General features: G+C 70.9%; 15 protein-coding genes and 1 pseudogene. 8 read left to right on the top strand and 8 right to left on the bottom strand.

The window, feature by feature from the left end; genetic code table 11:
- Positions 1–33 precede the first annotated feature (33 nt).
- Together JD77_RS07005 and JD77_RS07000 are read right to left on the bottom strand one after the other, a co-directional pair.
- Positions 34–732, bottom strand: coding sequence for a class I SAM-dependent methyltransferase (locus JD77_RS07005; protein ID WP_145773561.1), 699 nt, complete (start codon positions 730–732; stop codon positions 34–36).
- A 22-nt stretch (positions 733–754) separates the two neighbouring features.
- The gene (locus JD77_RS07000) at positions 755–1,063 is read right to left on the bottom strand and encodes a 4a-hydroxytetrahydrobiopterin dehydratase (protein WP_145773560.1); all 309 of its coding nucleotides are present in this window, start codon (positions 1,061–1,063) and stop codon (positions 755–757) included.
- A gap of 183 nt (positions 1,064–1,246) precedes the next feature.
- Between JD77_RS07000 and JD77_RS06995 the strand changes: the two genes are divergently transcribed.
- Positions 1,247–1,687 carry a (deoxy)nucleoside triphosphate pyrophosphohydrolase gene (locus tag JD77_RS06995; protein ID WP_145773559.1) on the top strand — a complete coding sequence of 147 codons (441 nt, stop codon included), beginning with the start codon at positions 1,247–1,249 and terminating at the stop codon, positions 1,685–1,687.
- Positions 1,688–1,856: 169 nt separating this feature from the next.
- Here JD77_RS06995 and JD77_RS06990 read toward each other — a convergent pair whose 3' ends face one another.
- The 4 genes and pseudogenes from JD77_RS06990 to JD77_RS06975 form a co-directional block, all read right to left on the bottom strand.
- Positions 1,857–2,963, bottom strand: a complete 1,107-nt coding sequence (locus JD77_RS06990) for a succinate dehydrogenase/fumarate reductase iron-sulfur subunit (protein WP_145773558.1) — start codon at positions 2,961–2,963, stop codon at positions 1,857–1,859.
- Positions 2,963–4,879 carry a fumarate reductase/succinate dehydrogenase flavoprotein subunit gene (locus JD77_RS06985; RefSeq protein WP_145773557.1) on the bottom strand — a complete coding sequence of 639 codons (1,917 nt, stop codon included), beginning with the start codon at positions 4,877–4,879 and terminating at the stop codon, positions 2,963–2,965. The genes JD77_RS06990 and JD77_RS06985 overlap by 1 nt, the downstream gene beginning before the upstream one ends.
- A gap of 10 nt (positions 4,880–4,889) precedes the next feature.
- Positions 4,890–5,696 (bottom strand): hypothetical protein, encoded by an 807-nt coding sequence (locus JD77_RS06980; protein WP_145773556.1) that lies wholly within the window; start codon positions 5,694–5,696, stop codon positions 4,890–4,892.
- A gap of 255 nt (positions 5,697–5,951) precedes the next feature.
- Positions 5,952–6,455, bottom strand: a pseudogene (locus JD77_RS06975) (PmbA/TldA family metallopeptidase); the annotation flags it as partial.
- A gap of 340 nt (positions 6,456–6,795) precedes the next feature.
- On the opposite strand from JD77_RS06975, the gene JD77_RS06970 reads away from it, so the two are divergent.
- Positions 6,796–8,100 carry a hypothetical protein gene (locus JD77_RS06970; protein ID WP_145773555.1) on the top strand — a complete coding sequence of 435 codons (1,305 nt, stop codon included), beginning with the start codon at positions 6,796–6,798 and terminating at the stop codon, positions 8,098–8,100.
- A gap of 109 nt (positions 8,101–8,209) precedes the next feature.
- Here the strand turns inward: JD77_RS06970 and JD77_RS06965 are convergent, their stop codons facing one another.
- Positions 8,210–8,389: a PDDEXK family nuclease gene (locus JD77_RS06965; protein WP_145777452.1), complete on the bottom strand. Its 180-nt coding sequence runs from the start codon at positions 8,387–8,389 to the stop codon at positions 8,210–8,212.
- Between the two features lie 264 nt (positions 8,390–8,653).
- Here JD77_RS06965 and JD77_RS06960 point away from each other — a divergent pair, with 264 nt between their 5' ends.
- From JD77_RS06960 to JD77_RS06940, 5 genes are all read left to right on the top strand, one after another.
- Positions 8,654–9,709: an ABC transporter ATP-binding protein gene (locus JD77_RS06960; protein WP_246141231.1), complete on the top strand. Its 1,056-nt coding sequence runs from the start codon at positions 8,654–8,656 to the stop codon at positions 9,707–9,709.
- Between the two features lie 175 nt (positions 9,710–9,884).
- On the top strand, positions 9,885–10,889 hold the full coding sequence (locus JD77_RS06955) for an ABC transporter ATP-binding protein (RefSeq protein ID WP_145773553.1): 1,005 nt from the start codon (positions 9,885–9,887) through the stop codon (positions 10,887–10,889).
- Positions 10,886–11,899: an ABC transporter permease gene (locus tag JD77_RS06950; RefSeq protein WP_145773552.1), complete on the top strand. Its 1,014-nt coding sequence runs from the start codon at positions 10,886–10,888 to the stop codon at positions 11,897–11,899. The genes JD77_RS06955 and JD77_RS06950 overlap by 4 nt, the downstream gene beginning before the upstream one ends.
- Positions 11,900–12,029: 130 nt before the next feature.
- Positions 12,030–13,016 (top strand): ABC transporter permease, encoded by a 987-nt coding sequence (locus JD77_RS06945; protein ID WP_145773551.1) that lies wholly within the window; start codon positions 12,030–12,032, stop codon positions 13,014–13,016.
- A gap of 121 nt (positions 13,017–13,137) precedes the next feature.
- A complete protein-coding gene (locus JD77_RS06940) occupies positions 13,138–14,880 on the top strand; it encodes an ABC transporter substrate-binding protein (RefSeq protein ID WP_145773550.1) in 1,743 nt (580 codons plus the stop codon).
- 78 nt (positions 14,881–14,958) lie between these two features.
- Here JD77_RS06940 and JD77_RS06935 read toward each other — a convergent pair whose 3' ends face one another.
- Positions 14,959–17,103, bottom strand: coding sequence for a S9 family peptidase (locus JD77_RS06935; RefSeq protein ID WP_145773549.1), 2,145 nt, complete (start codon positions 17,101–17,103; stop codon positions 14,959–14,961).
- 87 nt (positions 17,104–17,190) lie between these two features.
- On the opposite strand from JD77_RS06935, the gene mshB reads away from it, so the two are divergent.
- Positions 17,191–18,117, top strand: coding sequence for an N-acetyl-1-D-myo-inositol-2-amino-2-deoxy-alpha-D-glucopyranoside deacetylase (gene mshB / locus JD77_RS06930; protein WP_211372504.1), 927 nt, complete (start codon positions 17,191–17,193; stop codon positions 18,115–18,117).
- Position 18,118 lies beyond the last annotated feature (1 nt).

The following is an 18,118-nucleotide window of genomic DNA, read 5'->3' as shown; positions in this document are numbered from 1 at the left end:
CACGGTAGGCGGCCTGCGCCAACCGCCCGCCGGTCAGACGCGGTCGAACCGGTAGAGCTCGACCAGGTCGGCGGCGGTGATCCCGCCGGGACGCTCGGTGCCGCAGCCGAAGTAGTTCGCAGGGCCGAAGAGGGCGAACAGGCCCCCGCAACCGACCACCAGCGCGCCACAGAGGACGACGGCGGACACGACCGCCCCCCCGTCGCGTACCCCGGTGACCTCCGTCCAGGCCCGCACCGGGCGGCCGTCCGGCAGCCGGATCAGGCGCCGCGAGTCAACCGGGTTCCAGCGCTCCCATGCCCGGTGGGCCGGGTCGCGCGAGTCGAACGCCAGCCGGCCGCCGGGCACCAGCGCCCGCGCCAGGTCGGCGAGCGTACGGTTCCACTCGTCGTCGGACCCGAAGACCTGCGCGACGTGGCTGGTCAACAGGGCGACGTCGTACGCCCGGTCGGGCAGCGCCCGGGACGTCCCCTGGACCCAGGTGACCCGGTCGGCGCCGGGCTTGCGCCGCGCGGTGGCCAGGGACGGGCCGGCGGGGTCGACGCCGGTGACCGTGTGCCCGGCGGCGGCCAGGGCGAGCGTGAGGCGGCCGGTGCCGCAGCCCAGGTCCAGTACGCGGGCAGCGGGCGTCTCGTTCACCACCGCCAGGAAGAAGTCGTCGTCGGGTCCCCAGCGGCACTCGGCGTCGTAGCCGGGCACCAGCAGTGGATCGAGGAACTCCCCGTCGCGCATCAGGCTCGGTGTCGCGGGGCGGTCAGGAGCCGGCCACGGCCCGGTACGCGTCCTCGATGCGGGCGGCCAGCAGGACCTCGCCCTCGGTCAGCGGCTCCCCGTCGCCGTGCCCGACCCGGATCTGGGTCTGGTCGTCCCGGCGGCTGATCTCGGGGCGCAGGTGCAGGGCGTCGGCGACCACCTTCACCCGCTCGGTGAGGGCGGCGTGCTGCGTGTCGTCGATCACCAGCGTGCGCCGGATCTGCTCGCCCTCCCTGGTCCACCCGGTCAGCAGATTCAGGGCGTCGCTCAGGTAGTCGTGCTTCGCGCGTCCCCTGAACAGCACCCGCATCACCGCACCTCCCAGGCGTCGTTGCCGGCTTGTGGCCAAATCGTCGCCGTCCCGTGTCTTGTCGGTGCTTCCAGTCTTCCGTCCGACCCGAGGGTGTGTCCACGCCCACACTTCCCACTTCTACTGCCCTAGCGGCCGGTCAAGCTACCCAAACCGCCGATTGATCTGGCACCCTGAACGCCCGTGCGGACCGAACGGGCTAGCGACAACGGACACGCCGAACGGCGGGACATCAAGGTCATCGTCGGGGCGGCGATCATCGCGGACGGGCGCGTGCTCGCATGCGCCCGGTCCGCACCGCCCGAGGTCGCCGGGATGTGGGAGTTCCCCGGCGGCAAGGTTGAGCCGGGGGAGAGCGAGACCGCCGCGCTGGTCCGCGAGTGCGCCGAGGAGTTGGCCGTACGCGTCGAGGTCGGCGAGCGGGTCGGCCGCAACGTGCGGATGGCCCACGGCCGCTCGGTGCTGAAGGTGTACAGTGCCCGCCTGCTCCACGGCGACCAGCCCAAGGCCCTGGAGCACTCCGCGCTGCGCTGGCTCTCCGCGGCCGAACTCGACACCGTCACCTGGCTCCCCGCTGACGCCCCGATCGTCGCCGCCCTCCGCCCCCTGCTCACCAACCCCTGACCGCGCCTCCCTTCCCCGCGATCTTGCACTTTTGGCCCCCGAAATGGGCGCGATGCGGCTTTTGTCGGGGCGGTAAGTGCAAGATCGGCGCGGGGTGGAACGGGACGAGGGGCCGGGAACGGGGCGGGGGCCGCGGCATCTGCCGTGGCCCCCGTCGTCGTCATTTCGCTCAGTGCTTGTCCTGCTCCGGGTGGGCGAAGTTCAGGTGCCCCGGCGGGAGCGGGAACTTCACGTCGTCGCCGAACGGCGACGGCGCGGCGGCCCGGTCGAACGTCAGCTCCGTCAGCGGCAGCCGGCCGTTCTCCCCCACCGCCGGAGCGGTCGGGTGCGGCACCTCGCGGTGCCAGTTGACGCCCGTCTGGGCCTGCTCCTCCGCGTGCGGGTCGTGCGAACCGCCCGCGTGCGAGTGCACGCCGCCGGGCGCCGGGCTGAAGTGCGCCGACGCGCCACGCTGGACGCCAGAGTGCCCTGCGGAGAGCCCCGCGCCGCCGTGCTGGGCGCTGGTCACGTTGGTCTGAGGCACCTGACCCCTCCGGAAGATCTTGCTACCGAGCCACACAAGGGGATCGTACCTGCGGTCGACGACCCGTTCCTTCATGGGGATGATCCCGTTGTCGGTGATCTTGATGTGCTCGGGGCAGACCTCGGTGCAGCACTTAGTGATGTTGCAGAATCCGAGGCCCTGTTCCGCCTGCGCGTACTCCTTGCGGTCCGTCCGGGCGTCGAGCGGGTGCATGTCCAGCTCCGCGGCCCGGATGAAGTAGCGCGGACCGGAGAAGGCGTGCTTGTTCTCCTCGTGGTCCCGGATCACGTGGCAGGTGTTCTGGCACAGGAAGCACTCGATGCACTTGCGGAACTCCTGCGAGCGCTCGACGTCCACCTGCTGCATCCGGTAGTCGCCCGGGGCCACCCCCTGCGGCGGCGCGAACGCCGGGGTCTCCCGCGCCTTCTCGTAGTTGAACGAGACGTCGGTGACCAGGTCCCGGATCACCGGGAAGGTGCGCAGCGGGGTGACCGTGACCGTCTCGTTCTCCTCGAAGGTCGACATCCGGGTCATGCAGCCCAGCTTGGGCATCCCGTTGATCTCCATCGAACACGAGCCGCACTTGCCGGCCTTGCAGTTCCACCGGCAGGCCAGGTCCGGCGCGTCGGTGGCCTGGAGCCGGTGGATGACGTCGAGGACGACCTCGCCCTCGTTGACCTCGACCTGGTAGTCCTGCAGGTCGCCGCCGCTCTCGTCGCCCCGCCAGACCCGGAAGTGACGCTTGGTTCCCATTACTTGCCCGCCTCCTCAGCGAGGGCGTCGAATTCGGCCAGCTCCTCGTCGGTCAGGTACTTGGCCAGTTCCGCGCGGTCGAACAGGCTCATCAGCTCCGGCCGCAGCTTCGGCAGCGGCTTTTGGGTCAGCCGCACGGCGTCGCCGTCCAGCGAGCAGACCAGGTTCACCCGGCGCCACTTCGGGTCCATCTTCGGGAAGTCCTCCCGGGTGTGCCCGCCGCGCGACTCCTGACGCTCCAGGGCCGCCTTCGCCGTGCACTCGGAGACGACCAGCATGTTGCGCAGGTCCAGTGCGAGGTGCCAGCCCGGGTTGTAGCGCCGGCCGCCAGCCGCGCTGACCTTCGCCACCCGCTCGCGCAGCTCGGCGAGCCGCTCCAGCGCGTCGGCCAGCTCGCCCTCCCGCCGGATGATCCCGACCAGATCCCCCATCACCGCCTGGAGGTCCTGCTGGAGCTTGTACGGGCTCTCCCCGGTGTCCCGCTGCAGCGGCGCGAGCGCCGTCTCCACCGCGGTCTCCACCGCCGCCACCGACACCTTCGGGCGTGCGGTGAGCTGGTCGGTGTACGCGGCCGCGTGGCCGCCCGCCCGCTTGCCGAAGACCAGCAGGTCGGACAGGGAGTTGCCGCCGAGCCGGTTGGAGCCGTGCATGCCGCCGGAGACCTCGCCGGCCGCGAACAGCCCGCGCACGGTGCCGTACGCGGCGCCCGAGTCCGGGTCCACCTCCACGCCGCCCATCACGTAGTGGCAGGTCGGGCCGACCTCCATCGGCTCCTTCGTGATGTCGACGTCGGCCAGTTCCTTGAACTGGTGGTACATCGACGGAAGGCGGCGTCTGATCTCGTCGGCCGGCAGCCGGGAGGCGATGTCCAGGTAGACGCCGCCGGCCGGCGTACCCCGACCGGCCTTGACCTCGCTGTTGATCGCGCGGGCGACCTCGTCGCGGGGCAGCAGCTCCGGCGGGCGCCGGTTGTTGTCCGGGTCGGTGTACCAGCGGTCCGCCTCCTCGACCGTCTCCGCGTACTGCTTGCGGAAGACGTCGGGGACGTAGTCGAACATGAACCGCTTGCCGTCGGAGTTCTTCAGGATGCCGCCGTCGCCGCGCACCGACTCGGTGACCAGGATGCCCTTCACCGAGGGCGGCCAGACCATGCCGGTCGGGTGGAACTGCAGGAACTCCATGTTGATCAGCGTCGCCCCGGCGCGCAGTGCCAGCGCGTGACCGTCCCCCGTGTACTCCCAGGAGTTCGAGGTGACCTTGTACGACCGGCCGACGCCGCCGGTGGCCAGCACCACGGCCGGCGCCTCGAACAGGACGAACTCGCCGGACTCCCGGTAGTAGCCGAACGCCCCGGCGACCCGGTCGCCGTCGAGCAGCAGCTCGGTGATCGTGGTCTCGGCGAAGACCTTGATCCGCGCGTCGTAGCTGCCGAACTCGGCCTTGTCCTCCTGCTGGAGGGAGACGATCTTCTGCTGGAGGGTGCGGATCAGCTCCAGGCCCGTCCGGTCGCCGACGTGCGCCAACCGCGGGTACTCGTGCCCGCCGAAGTTGCGCTGGGAGATCTTCCCGTCCTTCGTACGGTCGAACAACGCCCCGTACGTCTCCAGCTCCCAGATCCGCTGCGGCGACTCCTTCGCGTGCAGCTCGGCCATCCGGAAGTTGTTGAGGAACTTGCCGCCGCGCATGGTGTCCCGGAAGTGGACCTGCCAGTTGTCGCGCGCGTTCACGTTGCCCATGGCGGCCGCCGCGCCGCCCTCGGCCATCACCGTGTGCGCCTTGCCGAACAGCGACTTGGAGATGATGGCGGTCTTCTTGCCGGCGAGCCGGGCCTCGATGGCCGCGCGCAGGCCGGCGCCGCCGGCCCCGATCACGACCACGTCGTAGTGGTGTCGTTCGATGCGATTCGTGGTGGTCATGTCAGGCCCTCTAGTTGATGAACCGCAGGTCGGGGAACCAGTTGGCCGCGACCGCCATGACGTAGAAGTCGGTCAGCGCCAGGGTGCCGAGGGTGATCCAGGCGAGCTGCATGTGCCGGACGTTCAGCCAGGAGACCCCCGTCCAGGCCTTGTAGCGCACGGGGTGCTTGGAGAAGTGCTTGAGCCGGCCGCCGATGATGTGCCGGCAGGAGTGGCAGGAGATCGTGTACGCCCACAGCATCACCACGTTGCCGAGCAGGATGATGTTGCCCAGGCCGAAGCCGAAGCCCTTCGGCGAGTGGAAGGCCAGGATCGCGTCCCATGTGTTGATCAGCGAGATGATCGCGGCGGCGTAGAAGAAGTAGCGGTGCAGGTTCTGCCCGAGCAGCGGGAACCGGGTCTCGCCCCCGTAGGACTGGTGCCCGTCCGGCACGGCGCAGGCCGGCGGCGACAGCCAGAACGACCGGTAGTACGCCTTGCGGTAGTAGTAGCAGGTCAGCCGGAACAGCAGCAGGAACGGCAGGGTCAGCGCCGCGTCCGGGACGATCCACCAGCCGGGCAGGAAGCTGCCGAAGTGCGAGGAGCCCTCGACGCACCGTTCGGTGACGCAGGGGGAGTAGAACGGGGTCAGGTAGTGGTACGCGTCGACCCAGTAGTGGTCGTGCATGAAGACCCGGACCGTCGCGTACGCGACCCAGGCGGTGAGACCGACGACGGTGATCAGTGGGGCAAACCACCAGCGGTCCGTCCGCAACGTCTTCGCCGCTATGGCGGCGCGCGCTCGCGCTCCCCGCGGCCTCGTTGCCGTTGATGTCATTCGAGTCGTCTCCCTGACGGGCCCTCAACGGGCGGCATCATGTTCCGGTCGGCACGCGGACCGGCGAACCCGCATCCCGCTGCACGTCACGCGGCCCCACCGACCGCACCAGGCGTACCGGCGCAGCTAATTGACACACGTTACGCCGATCTCCGCAGGCTGTTCGCGCAGGGTGTTGCCCCGTGTCTCCGGGGGCCGGAAAACCGCCGATCCGACAGGTCAGCCGGACGCGCCGCCGGTGAAGTTCCAGGCCGTGCGCTGGTCGATGCGGTGCCCCTCGCTGGAGACGAACCACTTCGCCGTGTCCCAGATCTGGTAGAGCCCCTCGGCCACGTCCGCGCCGTGCGCGGCCATCGTCGCGGTGGCGCCGACCAGCAGGTCGCCCTTGTCCGACAGGGCCACCCCGAGCGGGTCGACCTCGCACGGGGACGACCAGCTCGCCGTGGCCGGCGCGCTCGGCACCAGGTCGATCGGCGGGCCGGGGACCCGCGCGCTCGCGGTGGCGATCCGCGCGGCGCGCCGGCCGGCGTCGCGGGCCGCCGGGCCCGACAGTTCGGGTACGGCGTGGAATCCCCAGCTCGACCCGACCAGCGCCCGGACGCCCAGCCCCAGGCTCTCGTCCTGGGTCAGCTCCTCGATCTCGCCGTTGCGGGCGGACATCGACTCGTACCGGCGGTGCATCACCCGGGCGTCGGCGTACCGGGCGCCCGCGTCCAGGGCGGCCTGCACGGCGGCGGACGCCGCGTCGAATCCGGTCATGGCCCCGACCCTAGGCGACCGGACCGGCATCCTCGACGTCTTCGTGCGGGCGGAGCCACGTGCGACCGCCGGGCAGTTCGTGGAAGGACCGCTGTCGGGCGTGGAACCAAAGACTGTGCAGAGCGCCGCGGTCGGCGCGCTCCGCGCGCGTGACGACGTGTCCTCGTCGCGCCCGAGCGGCGGCGTTGGCCGTGAGGCGAGCGGTGGTAGCTGGCGAGACAGACGGGCCAATCGAATGATTGACTGATCACTCAGTCGGTGATGACGATCGCATGACCGGTGCTCACCTGATGCGCCGACCTTCGCGTCCCACTCGCTTCTATCGATGGACGGCCCCGGCATGGATACCTACTCCGAACCGATCTCCCGCTGGACTCTCGATCATCTACCGGCGCGCATCACCGAAGCACTCGACAGCCTTGCCGCGTTCGGGCAGCTCGCCGCCGACATGAGCCATCGTCTCGCTGCGCTGCCGGCGCGCCCGGACCACGTGCCCCCGCCGACCTGTCGGCGACTACTCGTCGATCTCGGCTTCTGGGGCAGTGCCCTGGTACGACTCGCACTAGTCCACGGCCGCACCGACGCTGTGCTCGACAGTACGACGGCTGGCGACCTTTCTTTCCGCCACTATTACGCCGGCCTCGCCGTCCAATCTGCTTCTGGGCACCCACCGTGGCAGTCGTTCACGTCGATCATCAGTTGGAACGTTCCTACGGTCGAGGTCCGCCTCGATGGTGACCTGCACAGCCGGTCCGAGGGCATATTCGACGGCCCACGGGTACGTACGTGGACCGGCACTGCCAGCGAAGTGATGCTGTGGGAACTATTCAAAGTCGGCGCGGCACTCGGCTCCGCGGCCAACGGGTCGCTGGACCCGATCGTTTCTGGCACGGTGTCAGCGCTGTCGGAAGAGTCACTGTCGCGTCTACTCGCTAGTCACTCGTTCCTGCGGAGCTTTCGTCAGCGGATGGCGACGTTTAGCCGCGGGCAGGATCCACGGGGAGAATTCTCCGTTGACGTTTTTATGAACCAGATACGACAGTTCGGTGTGCCGTGGGAATCTAAGGCGGAGGCTCCAAGCGGCCCACATGAAGTGGAGTCGCTGGCACGGGACGCCATATTCGGTATGCCGCAGACCAGACACAAGCAATGGGTGCGCGCTCGGTCCGGGTCGATGATGTCCGCTGAAGGAAAGCGCTTGGACCAGGCGGCCGACGCGCCGACGCTCGCCGAGGTCATTCAGCGCAGCATGGCCAAACCCCAACCATTCGACGACCTGACCGTGTCCGTCCTGGTCGCGGCGCACGACATTTACGAAGAACGGCGGAAGCTGTCCGCAGCTCACTACGGGATGGCTCGCAAAATGCTGTACCGCCCGCAGCGTGAGCAATCATCGGACCGTGCTGGCATGCCCACGACCACGCTCGCGGTCGACAACTCTCAAGGCATCACGGGGATGTCGGAAAATGACGTCCAGGGGTTCGACCACGCGCGCCGCGTGAATCCGCTGGAGAACGTCTTGGCCGCGCTGCCATCGGACGAGATCAGCCATGCCCGCAGCCTCATTCAGAAGTCGTTGTACACCCACTCTGTATCAGTTACCCTGCGATACTCCGGCACCGCGACATCCTGCGCCCAGGCTTGATGTTCAAGTGCATTACGAGCGCGGAGTGAGGTTTGATGTAGGTGAATCATCTTGACCCCTGCTGAACGGGCGGGTCACGCGACCAGCCCGACCGCCTCACCGCCGCCGGTCAGGGGACGAGATCCTCCGGGCGGATGCTGGCCCGCACCGGCCCGGTCAGCTCCAGCACCTCGCCCCGTTTCGCCGCCGAGTGTTCCGCGTAGTGGGCGCCCCGGCGTCGGTAGAGGTGCAGCGAGCCGGTGTCCTGCTCGACCAGCAGGTACCACTCGATGCCGGCGGCGGCGTAAATCCTCCTGTGTCAGCAACCATCATCGTCGCACCCGCAGTGCGACGTGCGGCGGAGGCCGACAGGTCGTGGCGAGGGAAGGCCCAGTTCAGGGGTAGTGACGGCGTTGTGGAGTCGTTACGCTGGGCCCCGCTGACAGCTCGCCGCTTGTAGCTTATTTTCGCCCTCAGTGATGTGTTGTAGGTTCTCTTCACGTCGTCACTGAGGGAGGCGGTCGTGGACAAGCCCGCACCGGCGCCGTCCGGCCAACCGGACGACGGCCCGAGCGTGCCGGAGCAGCGGGGCGGTGAGGGGCCGTACCTGCGGGTGAGCGACCTGCGGGTGCGCTTCGGCACCGAGGACGGCACGGTCCGCGCGGTCGACGGGGTCTCCTTCGCCGTGGAGCGGGGGCGCACGCTCGGCATCGTCGGCGAGTCCGGCTCGGGCAAGAGCGTCACCTCGCTGGCGATCCTCGGCCTGCACGACGCCAAGCGCACGACCATCACCGGCGAGATCTCCGTCGGCGGCCGGCAGCTCGTCGGCCTGCCCGAGGAGGAGGTACGCCGGCTGCGCGGCCGGGACATGGCGATGATCTTCCAGGATCCGCTGTCGGCGCTGCACCCGTACTACACGGTGGGCCGGCAGATCGCCGAGGCGTACCGGGTGCACCACCCGCGCGCCGGCCGGCGGGAGGCCCGGCAGCGGGCCGTGGACATGCTCGGCCGGGTCGGCATCCCGCAGCCGGCGAAGCGGTACGACCAGTACCCGCACGAGTTCTCCGGCGGCATGCGGCAGCGGGCGATGATCGCGATGGCCCTGGTCAACGACCCGGACCTGCTGATCGCCGACGAGCCGACCACCGCGCTGGACGTCACCGTGCAGGCGCAGATCCTGGACCTGCTCGCCGACCTGCAGAGCGAGTTCCACTCCGCGATCATCCTGATCACCCACGACCTCGGCGTGGTCAGCCAGGTCGCCGACGAGGTGCTGGTGATGTACGGCGGCCGGGCCGTCGAGCACGGCAGCGTGGAACAGGTGCTCCGGCGGCCGCAGCACCCGTACACCTGGGGTCTGCTCTCCAGCGTGCCGTCCCTGCACGGCGACGCGGACGCGGACCTGGTGCCCATCACCGGCAATCCGCCAAGCCTGATCAACCTCCCGCCGGGGTGCGCCTTCCACCCCCGCTGCCGCTACGCGGACCGCAACGGCGAGCGCTCGCGGACGGAGGTGCCGGGGCTGCGCCCGGCCGGCGAGGCGGGCCACCTGGTCGCCTGCCACCTGCCCGCCGAGGAGCGCACCCGGCTGTATCGGGAGGACGTCGCACACGTGGGGGTGGCTCGGTGAGCGCGAGGAATGCAGCGAAGCGGAGTCCCGCAGTCGCGAACAAGGCGGGTCCAGTAGTGAGCGCGAGGAATGCAGCGAAGCGGAGTCCCGCAGTCGCGAACAAGGCGGGTCCAGTAGTGAGCGCGAGGAATGCAGCGAAGCGGAGTCCCGCAGTCGCGAACATAGGTAGGCCCAGATGACCGAGTCCCTGCTGAAGGTCAGCGGGCTGACCAAGCACTTCCCGGTGCGCGACGGATTCCGCACCAAGGGCGTGGTGCGCGCCGTCGACGGCCTGGACTTCGAGGTACGCCCCGGCGAGACGCTCGGCCTGGTCGGGGAGTCCGGCTGTGGCAAGACCACGACCGGCCGCATGCTGGTGCGGCTGCTGGAGCCGACCGCCGGGCGGATCGAGTTCGCCGGCCGGGACATCACGCACGCCGGGCGGCGCGAGCTGCGTCCGCTGCGACAGGACCTCCAGATCATCTTCCAGGACCCGTACGCCTCGCTGAACCCCCGCCACACGGTGGGCCGGATCGTGGCGATGCCGTTGCAGGTCAACGGCATCGACCCGCCCGGCGGGGTGAAGAAGCGGGTGCAGGAGCTGCTGGAGCTGGTCGGCCTCAACCCGGAGCACTACAACCGCTACCCGCACGAGTTCTCCGGTGGGCAGCGGCAGCGCATCGGCATCGCCCGGGCGCTGGCGCTGCGGCCGAAGCTGATCGTGGCCGACGAGCCCGTCTCCGCCCTGGACGTCTCGATCCAGGCGCAGGTGATCAACCTGCTCCGCGACCTGCAGCGCGACCTGGGGCTGGCGTTCGTCTTCATCGCCCACGACCTGGCCGTGGTGCGGCACTTCTGCCAGCGGGTCGCGGTGATGTACCTCGGCAAGATCGTGGAGATCGGCGACCGGGCGGACATCTACGAGCGGCCGCAGCACCCGTACACCCGGGCGCTGCTGTCGGCGATCCCGGACGTGACCGCGCTCGGCCCGGGCGGTCGGATCCGGCTGGCCGGCGACGTGCCGACGCCCCTGGACCCGCCGTCGGGCTGCCGGTTCCGCACCCGGTGCTGGAAGGCGCAGGAGGTCTGCGCCACGCGGGAGCCGGCCCTGGAGCCGCCCGCGGCGGGCGGCCAGCACACCGCCTGCCACTTTCCCGAACTGGATGCGGTCGGCGTCGGCGCCGAGGAGGTGACGAGGTGAGCCTGTCCCCGGTCGAGGGCGTGGCGTTGGCGGAGATCGAGTCCTCCGGCGACGGCGCCGACCCGAAGGCGAATCCGAAGGGCTTCGTCGGGCGGTCGCCCGGCCAGCTCGCCTGGGCCCGGCTGCGCCGGGACCGGACGGCGATGATCAGCGCCGGCATGCTGGCGTTCTTCGTGCTGGTGGCGCTCGCCGTCCCGCTGATCGAGGCGCTGTACGGGGTCGGCCCGCGGGAACAGTTCCAGCACCGGCTCGACGGCTTCGGCATGCCGCTCGGCTACGCCGGGGGCGTCACGGGCGAGCACTGGTTCGGGCTGGAGCCGGGCCTGGGCCGGGACATCTTCATCCGGATGGTCCACGGCCTGCGTACGTCGCTGTTCATCGCGTTCACCGCCGCGGTGATCACCGCGGCCATCGGCATCGTGCTCGGCACCCTCGCCGGCTACCTGGGCGGCTGGCTCGACGCGGTGCTCAACTGGATCACGGACCTGACCCTCGCGATGCCGTTCCTGATCATCGCGCTGGCGATCACCCCGACGGTCGCGCTGCGCTTCTACGGCGAGCGCGAGGCGGTGCCGCCCGCGTTCCAGATCGGCGTGCTCATCGGCATCTTCGCGCTGTTCAACTGGACCAGCACCGCCCGGCTCGTGCGCGGGCAGGTCATCGCGCTGCGCGAGCGGGAGTTCGTGGAGGCCGCGCGGGCCAGCGGCGCCGGGCTGGGGCACATGCTGTTCCGTCAGCTCCTGCCGAACATCTGGGCGCCGATCCTGGTGTCGTTCTCGCTCGCGGTGCCGCAGTTCATCACCAGCGAGGCGGCGCTGTCGTTCATCGGGGTCGGCCTGACCGACGCGACGCCGAGCTTCGGCCGGATGATCTACCGCAGCCTGGACTACCTCCAGACGGACCCGGCGTACGTCTTCTTCCCCGGCATCACGATCTTCGCGCTCGTGTTCGCCTTCAACCTCTTCGGCGACGCGCTGCGCGACGCGCTCGATCCGAAGTCGTCCCGGTAGGGGGTGTCCCGATGAGCGCGAGGAGTGCAGCGAAGCGGAGCCCCGCAGTCGCGAATGAAGGAAGGCTGCCGATGAGCGCGAGGAGTGCAGCGAAGCGGAGCCCCGCAGTCGCGAATGAAGGAAGGCTCTGATGGCGCGGTTCCTGGTCAAGCGGCTGCTGTCCGCCACGCTCACCCTGTTCGCGGTCAGCGTCCTGAGCTTCCTGATGTTCTTCGCCCTGCCCCGGGACCCGGTCAGCGGCATGTGCCCGAAGAACTGCAACCCGGAGCGGCTGGAGCGGGTCCGCCAGGAGTTGGGCCTGCGCGATCCGCTGGTCACCCAGTACGCCGGCTACATGAAGGGCATCGTCACGGGGCGGGACCTGGGCAGCGCCCAGGGCGGCCGGTGCGACGCGCCCTGCCTGGGCTGGTCGTACGTGAGCAACGAGGCGGTCAGCGACACGATCGCCCGGGTGCTGCCGGTGACGCTGAGCATCGTGATCCCGGCGGCGATCCTGTGGCTGCTGCTCGGCGTCGGCCTCGGCATGGTCTCGGCGCTGCGCCGGGGCACCTGGCTGGACCGGCTGGCCATCGGCTTCTCGCTGACCGGGGCGTCGTTGCAGCTCTACTTCGTCGGCGCGGTGCTGCTGCTGGTGTTCGTCTACAACCTGCGGCTGCTGCCGGTGCCGAGCTACACCTCGCTGTTCGACAACCCGGTGAAGTGGGCGAGCGGGCTGGTGCTCGCCTGGCTCGCGCTGGCCTTCCTCTTCTCCGCGATCTACGCCCGGCTGTCGCGGGCCCAGATGCTGGAGACGCTGTCGGAGGACTTCGTCCGCACGGCGCGGGCCAAGGGCTTGAACAAACCCAAGGTGTACGGCCGGCACGCGCTGCGCGCGGCGATCACCCCGGTGGTGACCATCGCCGGGCTGGACGTGGGCGGCGCGCTCGGCGGCACGGTCATCACCGAGACGACCTTCGGCATCCAGGGGCTGGGGCGTACCGCCGTGGACGCGGTGCGCGCCGGTGACCTGCCCACCATCATGGCCACCGTGCTCATCGCCGCGGTGTTCGTGGTGGTGGCCAACATCGTGGTGGACCTGCTGTACGCCGCCATCGACCCCCGGGTGCGGCTGCGCTGACCAGCACGCGCCGGCGATGAAAGTTATCGCCAACTGTTACACAACTTGCAGGTTTTCTTCTTTACGATCCTCGGGACGTCGGCGTTTCCGCCCGGCGGCATTTGGGTGGAGGAGGTAGGATATGCGACCACGCGTGGCGGCCGCCGCAGGCGGCGCGATCGCTCTGGTTGTGGCGTTGGGTGCGTGCTCGGAGAACACGGGCGAGGGCACCACGGTGGACACGAACCGGCAGCAGACCGGGGTGATCGCCAGCGACCCGAAGGACTCGCAGGGTCCGGCGGCCGAGGTGGCCGGCGCGCAGAAGGGCGGCACCCTCACCATCATCCGGGAGACCCCCATCTCCCACCTGGACCCGCAGCGGACGTACTCGTTCGCGGGCCTGATGACCAACCCGCTCTTCGCCCGCTACCTGACCACGTGGAAGGACGACGGCAAGGGCGGCCTGGTCCTCGTCGGCGACCTGGCCGAGACGCCGGGCACGAACGTCAACAACGACTGCAAGGTCTGGGAATTCAAGATCAAGGACGGGGTGAAGTTCGAGGACGGCAGCCCGATCACCGCCAAGGAGATCGCGTACGGCATCGCCCGGTCCTTCGACCCGGACCTCACCGGCGGCCCCACCTACGTGCAGGAGTGGCTGGCCGACAGCCCGCAGTTCGACACCAAGTGGGACTTCAAGAAGAACAAGGGCTCCCTGCCGCCCGGCCTGACCGCCCCGGACGCGAAGACCCTGCGCTTCGAGTTCGCCAAGCCCCGCTGTGACCTGCCGTTCGCGGTGTCGCTGCCCACCTCCGCGCCGCTGAAGCCCGACCAGGACACCGGGGTCAACCTGGACCAGCGGCCGTTCTCCTCCGGCCCGTACAAGGTCGCGAAGAACCAGGTCGGCGTCCAGCTCACCCTGGACCGCAACCCCCACTGGGACCCGAAGACCGACGCGGTGCGCCACCAGTACCCGGACCAGATCGTGTGGAGCTTCGGCCCGACCGCCGACGCGGCGAACAACCGGGTGATCGCCGACAACGGCGCGGACCAGAGCGCGATCGCCTTCAACGTCGTGCCGGCCTCGCTGGTCGCCCGCGTGGCGCAGGACGCGGCGCTGAAGTCGCGGACGATCCTCTCCCCGACGCCGAGCGCCAACCAGCTCGTCATCAACAACCAGCGGATCACCGACCTGAAGATCCGGCAGGCGCTGAACTACGCCATCGACCGGGAGGGCATGGTCAAGGCGCTGGGCGGCCAGACCGTGGCCCAGCCGCTGACCACCCTGATGCCGCCGGCCACCATCGGCTACCAGGCGTACGACGCGTACCCGGCCGGGCCGACCGGCAACCTCGACAAGGCCAAGGAGCTGCTCGGCGGCCAGACCCCGGAGCTGGTCCTCGGCGTCGCGGACAACACGACCGAGCAGCAGATGGGCACCCAGCTCAAGGCCAACCTGGAGCGGGCCGGCTTCAAGATCACGGTCCGGAACATCCCGGACGACTCGAAGCTCGACGAGGTCAAGAAGAAGGACAACCCCTGGGACCTGTACATCGGCAACTGGGCGGCGGACTGGCCGAGCGGCGCGTCGATCCTGCCGGTGCTCTACGACGGCCGGACCATCAAGGCCGAGGGCAACAGCAACCAGTCGTACTTCAACGACCCGGCGATCAACGCCGAGTTCGACCGGATCCTCGCCCTGGAGCCGGCCAAGCAGGGGCCGGAGTGGGCCAAGCTCGACCAGCGGATCATGAAGGAGCACGCCCCGGTGGTGCCGCTCTTCGTGGACGTGGCCTACAACGTGCACGGGTCCAGGGTCGGCGGGATCTTCATCTCCAGCGTCTTCGGCTACCCGTCCTTCGTGAACGCGTACGTCAAGCAGTGACCGTTCCGCGATGACGCCGCGCCCTCGGGCGCGGACCCGGCCCCCTCGCCCAACGCGGTGCGAGGGGGCCGCACCGTGTCAGCCGAGGTGCGTGCGGAGGAAGTCCAGCTCCAGCTTCAGCAGGCGCTCGGCGAGGCCGCCCGCCGCCATGTGGGTGGCGCCGGTGAGCGGGAGCACCGAGTGCGGGCGCCCGGCCGCCACCAGCGCCGCCGACAGCCGCAGCGTGTGCGCGGCCACCACGTTGTCGTCGACCAGGCCGTGTACGAGCAGCAGCGGCCGGGCCCGCTCCCCCTCGACCGGCGGCTCGGCGGCCAACTCCACCAGCGAGTGGTGGGCGTAGACGTCCGCCCCGTCCTCCGGCATGCCCAGGTAGCGCTCGCTGTACGCGGTGTCGTACAGCGCCCAGTCGGTCACCGGGGCGCCCACGATCCCGCACCGGAACAGCTCCGGGTGGCGCAGCACCGCCAGCCCGGCCAGCCAGCCGCCGAACGACCAGCCCCGGACGCCGACCCGCCCGAGGTCCAGGTCGGGGTGCTTGCCGGCCAGCGCCGTCAGCGCGTCGATCTGGTCGAGCAGCACCACGTCGGCGACCCGCCGGTGCACCGCCTTCTCGAACGACGGGGCCACCCCGGGGGTGCCCCGGTTGTCGACCGTCACCACCGCGAAGCCGTTCTCGGCCCACCACTGCCGCTCCAGCCAGGCCGACCGGGTGGCCGTCACCTCCTGGTGCCCCGGGCCGCCGTAGACGTCCAGCAGCACCGGCAGCCGGGTGCCCTTGACGTGCTGGGTCGGGTACAGCACCGCGCTGGGCAGCCGCCGGTCGGTGACCCGCACCATCAGCGGCCGGGGCGCGTACGGCGGGGTCGCCGCGAACGAGCGGAGCTTGGCCACCTCCCGGTCGCCCCGCCACACCGACCAGGTCGTGCCCGACTGGTCCAGCGAGGCCGTGCCGACCACGAGCGTGTCGCCCCCCACCGCGGCGGTGTGCCAGCCCGGGGCGCCGCTCATCCGCCGGGCGTCCACGCCGCCGCCGATCAGCGTCCGGACCCGGTACAGGTGCCGCTGGCTCGGTTCGCCCTCGCTCGCCTCGACCAGCAGGTCGGCCGGGCCGCCGCCGGTGGGCAGCCGGCCCACCACCCGGCGCACGTACAGCGAGGGCGGGGTGAGCAGGGTGCCGTCGGCGAACAGGCAGCGGGCGTCGTACCCGTCGTGGGCCAGCTCGCCGCCCACCAGCACCCGGCCGTCCGGCAGGTGCGCCGGCGTGCCGGGAATCGGCTCCACCCAGCGCGGGTCGGCCAGCTCGGCGTGCACCTGCGTCTCGCCGGTGCGCGGGTCCACCGCGAGCACCAGGCCGTGCTGCTGGGACCGGCGCAGCACCGTGATCAGCGGGTTGCCGTCGGCCCAGTCGACCGAGGTCAGGTACGGGTAGGTCTCCCGGTCCCAGTGCACGTCGACCCAGCCGCCGTCGAGGTCGAGCAGGTGCAGGCTGACCTCGGCGTTCGGCCCGCCGGCCACGGGGTACGCGACGACGGTCGGCGGGCTCGCCGGATCCGCCGGGTCGTGCAGGTGCCAGCGCGGCAGCCGCGACTCGTCGACCCGGGCGGCGAGCACGGAACGCCCGTCCGGGGCCCACCAGTAGCCCCGGTACCGGTCGAACTCCTCGGCCGCGATGTGCTCGGGCAGGCCCCACGTCACCCCGCCGTCCTCGCCGGCCAGCATGGTGTCGGTGCCGTCCGGCGCCACCACCCGCAGCTCACCCCGCCGCACCCCGTCGGCCGCGTCGGTGACGTACGCCAGCCGCTCGCCGGTCGGGTCGGGGCGCGGGTCGAGCACCGGCCCGACGGCCGCCACCTCGATCACGTCGCCGTGCACGAGGTCGGCCCGGAACAGCCGCCCGGCCAGCGCGAAGACGGCCACCCGGCCGGCCGCGTCGAGGGCGTACGAGCCGATGCCGGCGGCGCTGAGCCGGAGCCGTTCGCGCAGCGCCCGCTCGCCGGGGGAGAGCGCGGCCGGGTCGGCGTCGGCGCCGAGCAGGGCGCGGGGCTCGGCGACCAGCCGCTCCTCGCCGGTGGCCGTGTCCAGGAGCCAGAGCGCGTCGGCGGGCTCCTCCGGGCCGGCCGAGCGCAGGAACGTCACCCGGGAGCCGTCGTCGGCCACGGAGACGGCGCGCGGCGCCCCGTGGCTGAACCGGCGGGTGCGGGCGGCCAGCTCCGGAAAGTCCACACGTCGGATCGTAGAGCGGGCCCGGGGGTGATGTGGGCGACCTGCGGGGACGCGTCGGGGACGGCGGGGGGTGAACCGCCGGTTAGAGTGACGGTCGTGACGACGCTGCCCGACCGCCGCCTCCTGCTGGTCCACGCGCACCCCGACGACGAGTCCATCGGCACCGGCGCGACGATGGCGCACTACGCCGCGCTCGGCGCCCACGTCACGCTGGTGACCTGCACGCTCGGCGAGGAGGGCGAAGTCCACGTGCCGGAGCTGGCCCAGCTGGTTGCCGCCGAGGCCGACCAGCTCGGCGGGTACCGGATCGGCGAGCTGGCCGAGGCCTGCGCCGCGCTCGGCGTGACCGACCACCGCTTCCTCGGCGGGGCGGGCCGCTACCGCGACTCCGGGATGATGGGGCTCGCCACCAACGAGCACCCCCGGGCCTTCTGGCGGGCGGACCTCGACGAGGCCGCCGGACACCTGCTGGAGATCATGCGGGAGGTGCGCCCGCAGGTGCTGGTCACGTACGACCCGAACGGCTTCTACGGCCACCCCGACCACATCCAGGCGCACCGGGTGGCGATGCGGGCGGTCGAGCTGGCCGCCGCCGAGGGGATCGCCCCGGCCAAGGTCTACTGGACGGCGATGCCGCGCAGCGTCCTGGAGGCCGGCATGACGCACTTCGCCGAGTCGTCGGACAATCCGTTCGCCGGCATCGAGCACATCGACGACCTGCCGTTCGGCACCCCGGACCCGGAGATCGCCGCCCGGGTCGACGCCACCGACCGGCACGCCGCGAAGGAGGCGGCGATGCGGGCGCACGCCACCCAGATCCCGGCCACCTCGTGGCTCTACGCCATCGCGGGGAACTTCGGCGCCGAGTTCATGGGGGTGGAGTACTTCACCCTGGCCGTGGGCGAGAAGGGACCGGGCGTCGGCCCGTACGGCTGGGAGGAGGACCTCTTCGCCGGGCTCGGCCTCGACGGCGAGGCCGGTCGGGCCCCGGTCGTGGCGGCCGGCGTCCGGTGAC

Origin of the sequence: Micromonospora olivasterospora (assembly GCF_007830265.1) — a bacterium.
GTDB lineage: Bacteria > Actinomycetota > Actinomycetes > Mycobacteriales > Micromonosporaceae > Micromonospora > Micromonospora olivasterospora.
The sequence above is the reverse complement of the archived record's forward strand: the minus strand, read 5'-3'. Positions and strand labels throughout refer to the sequence as shown.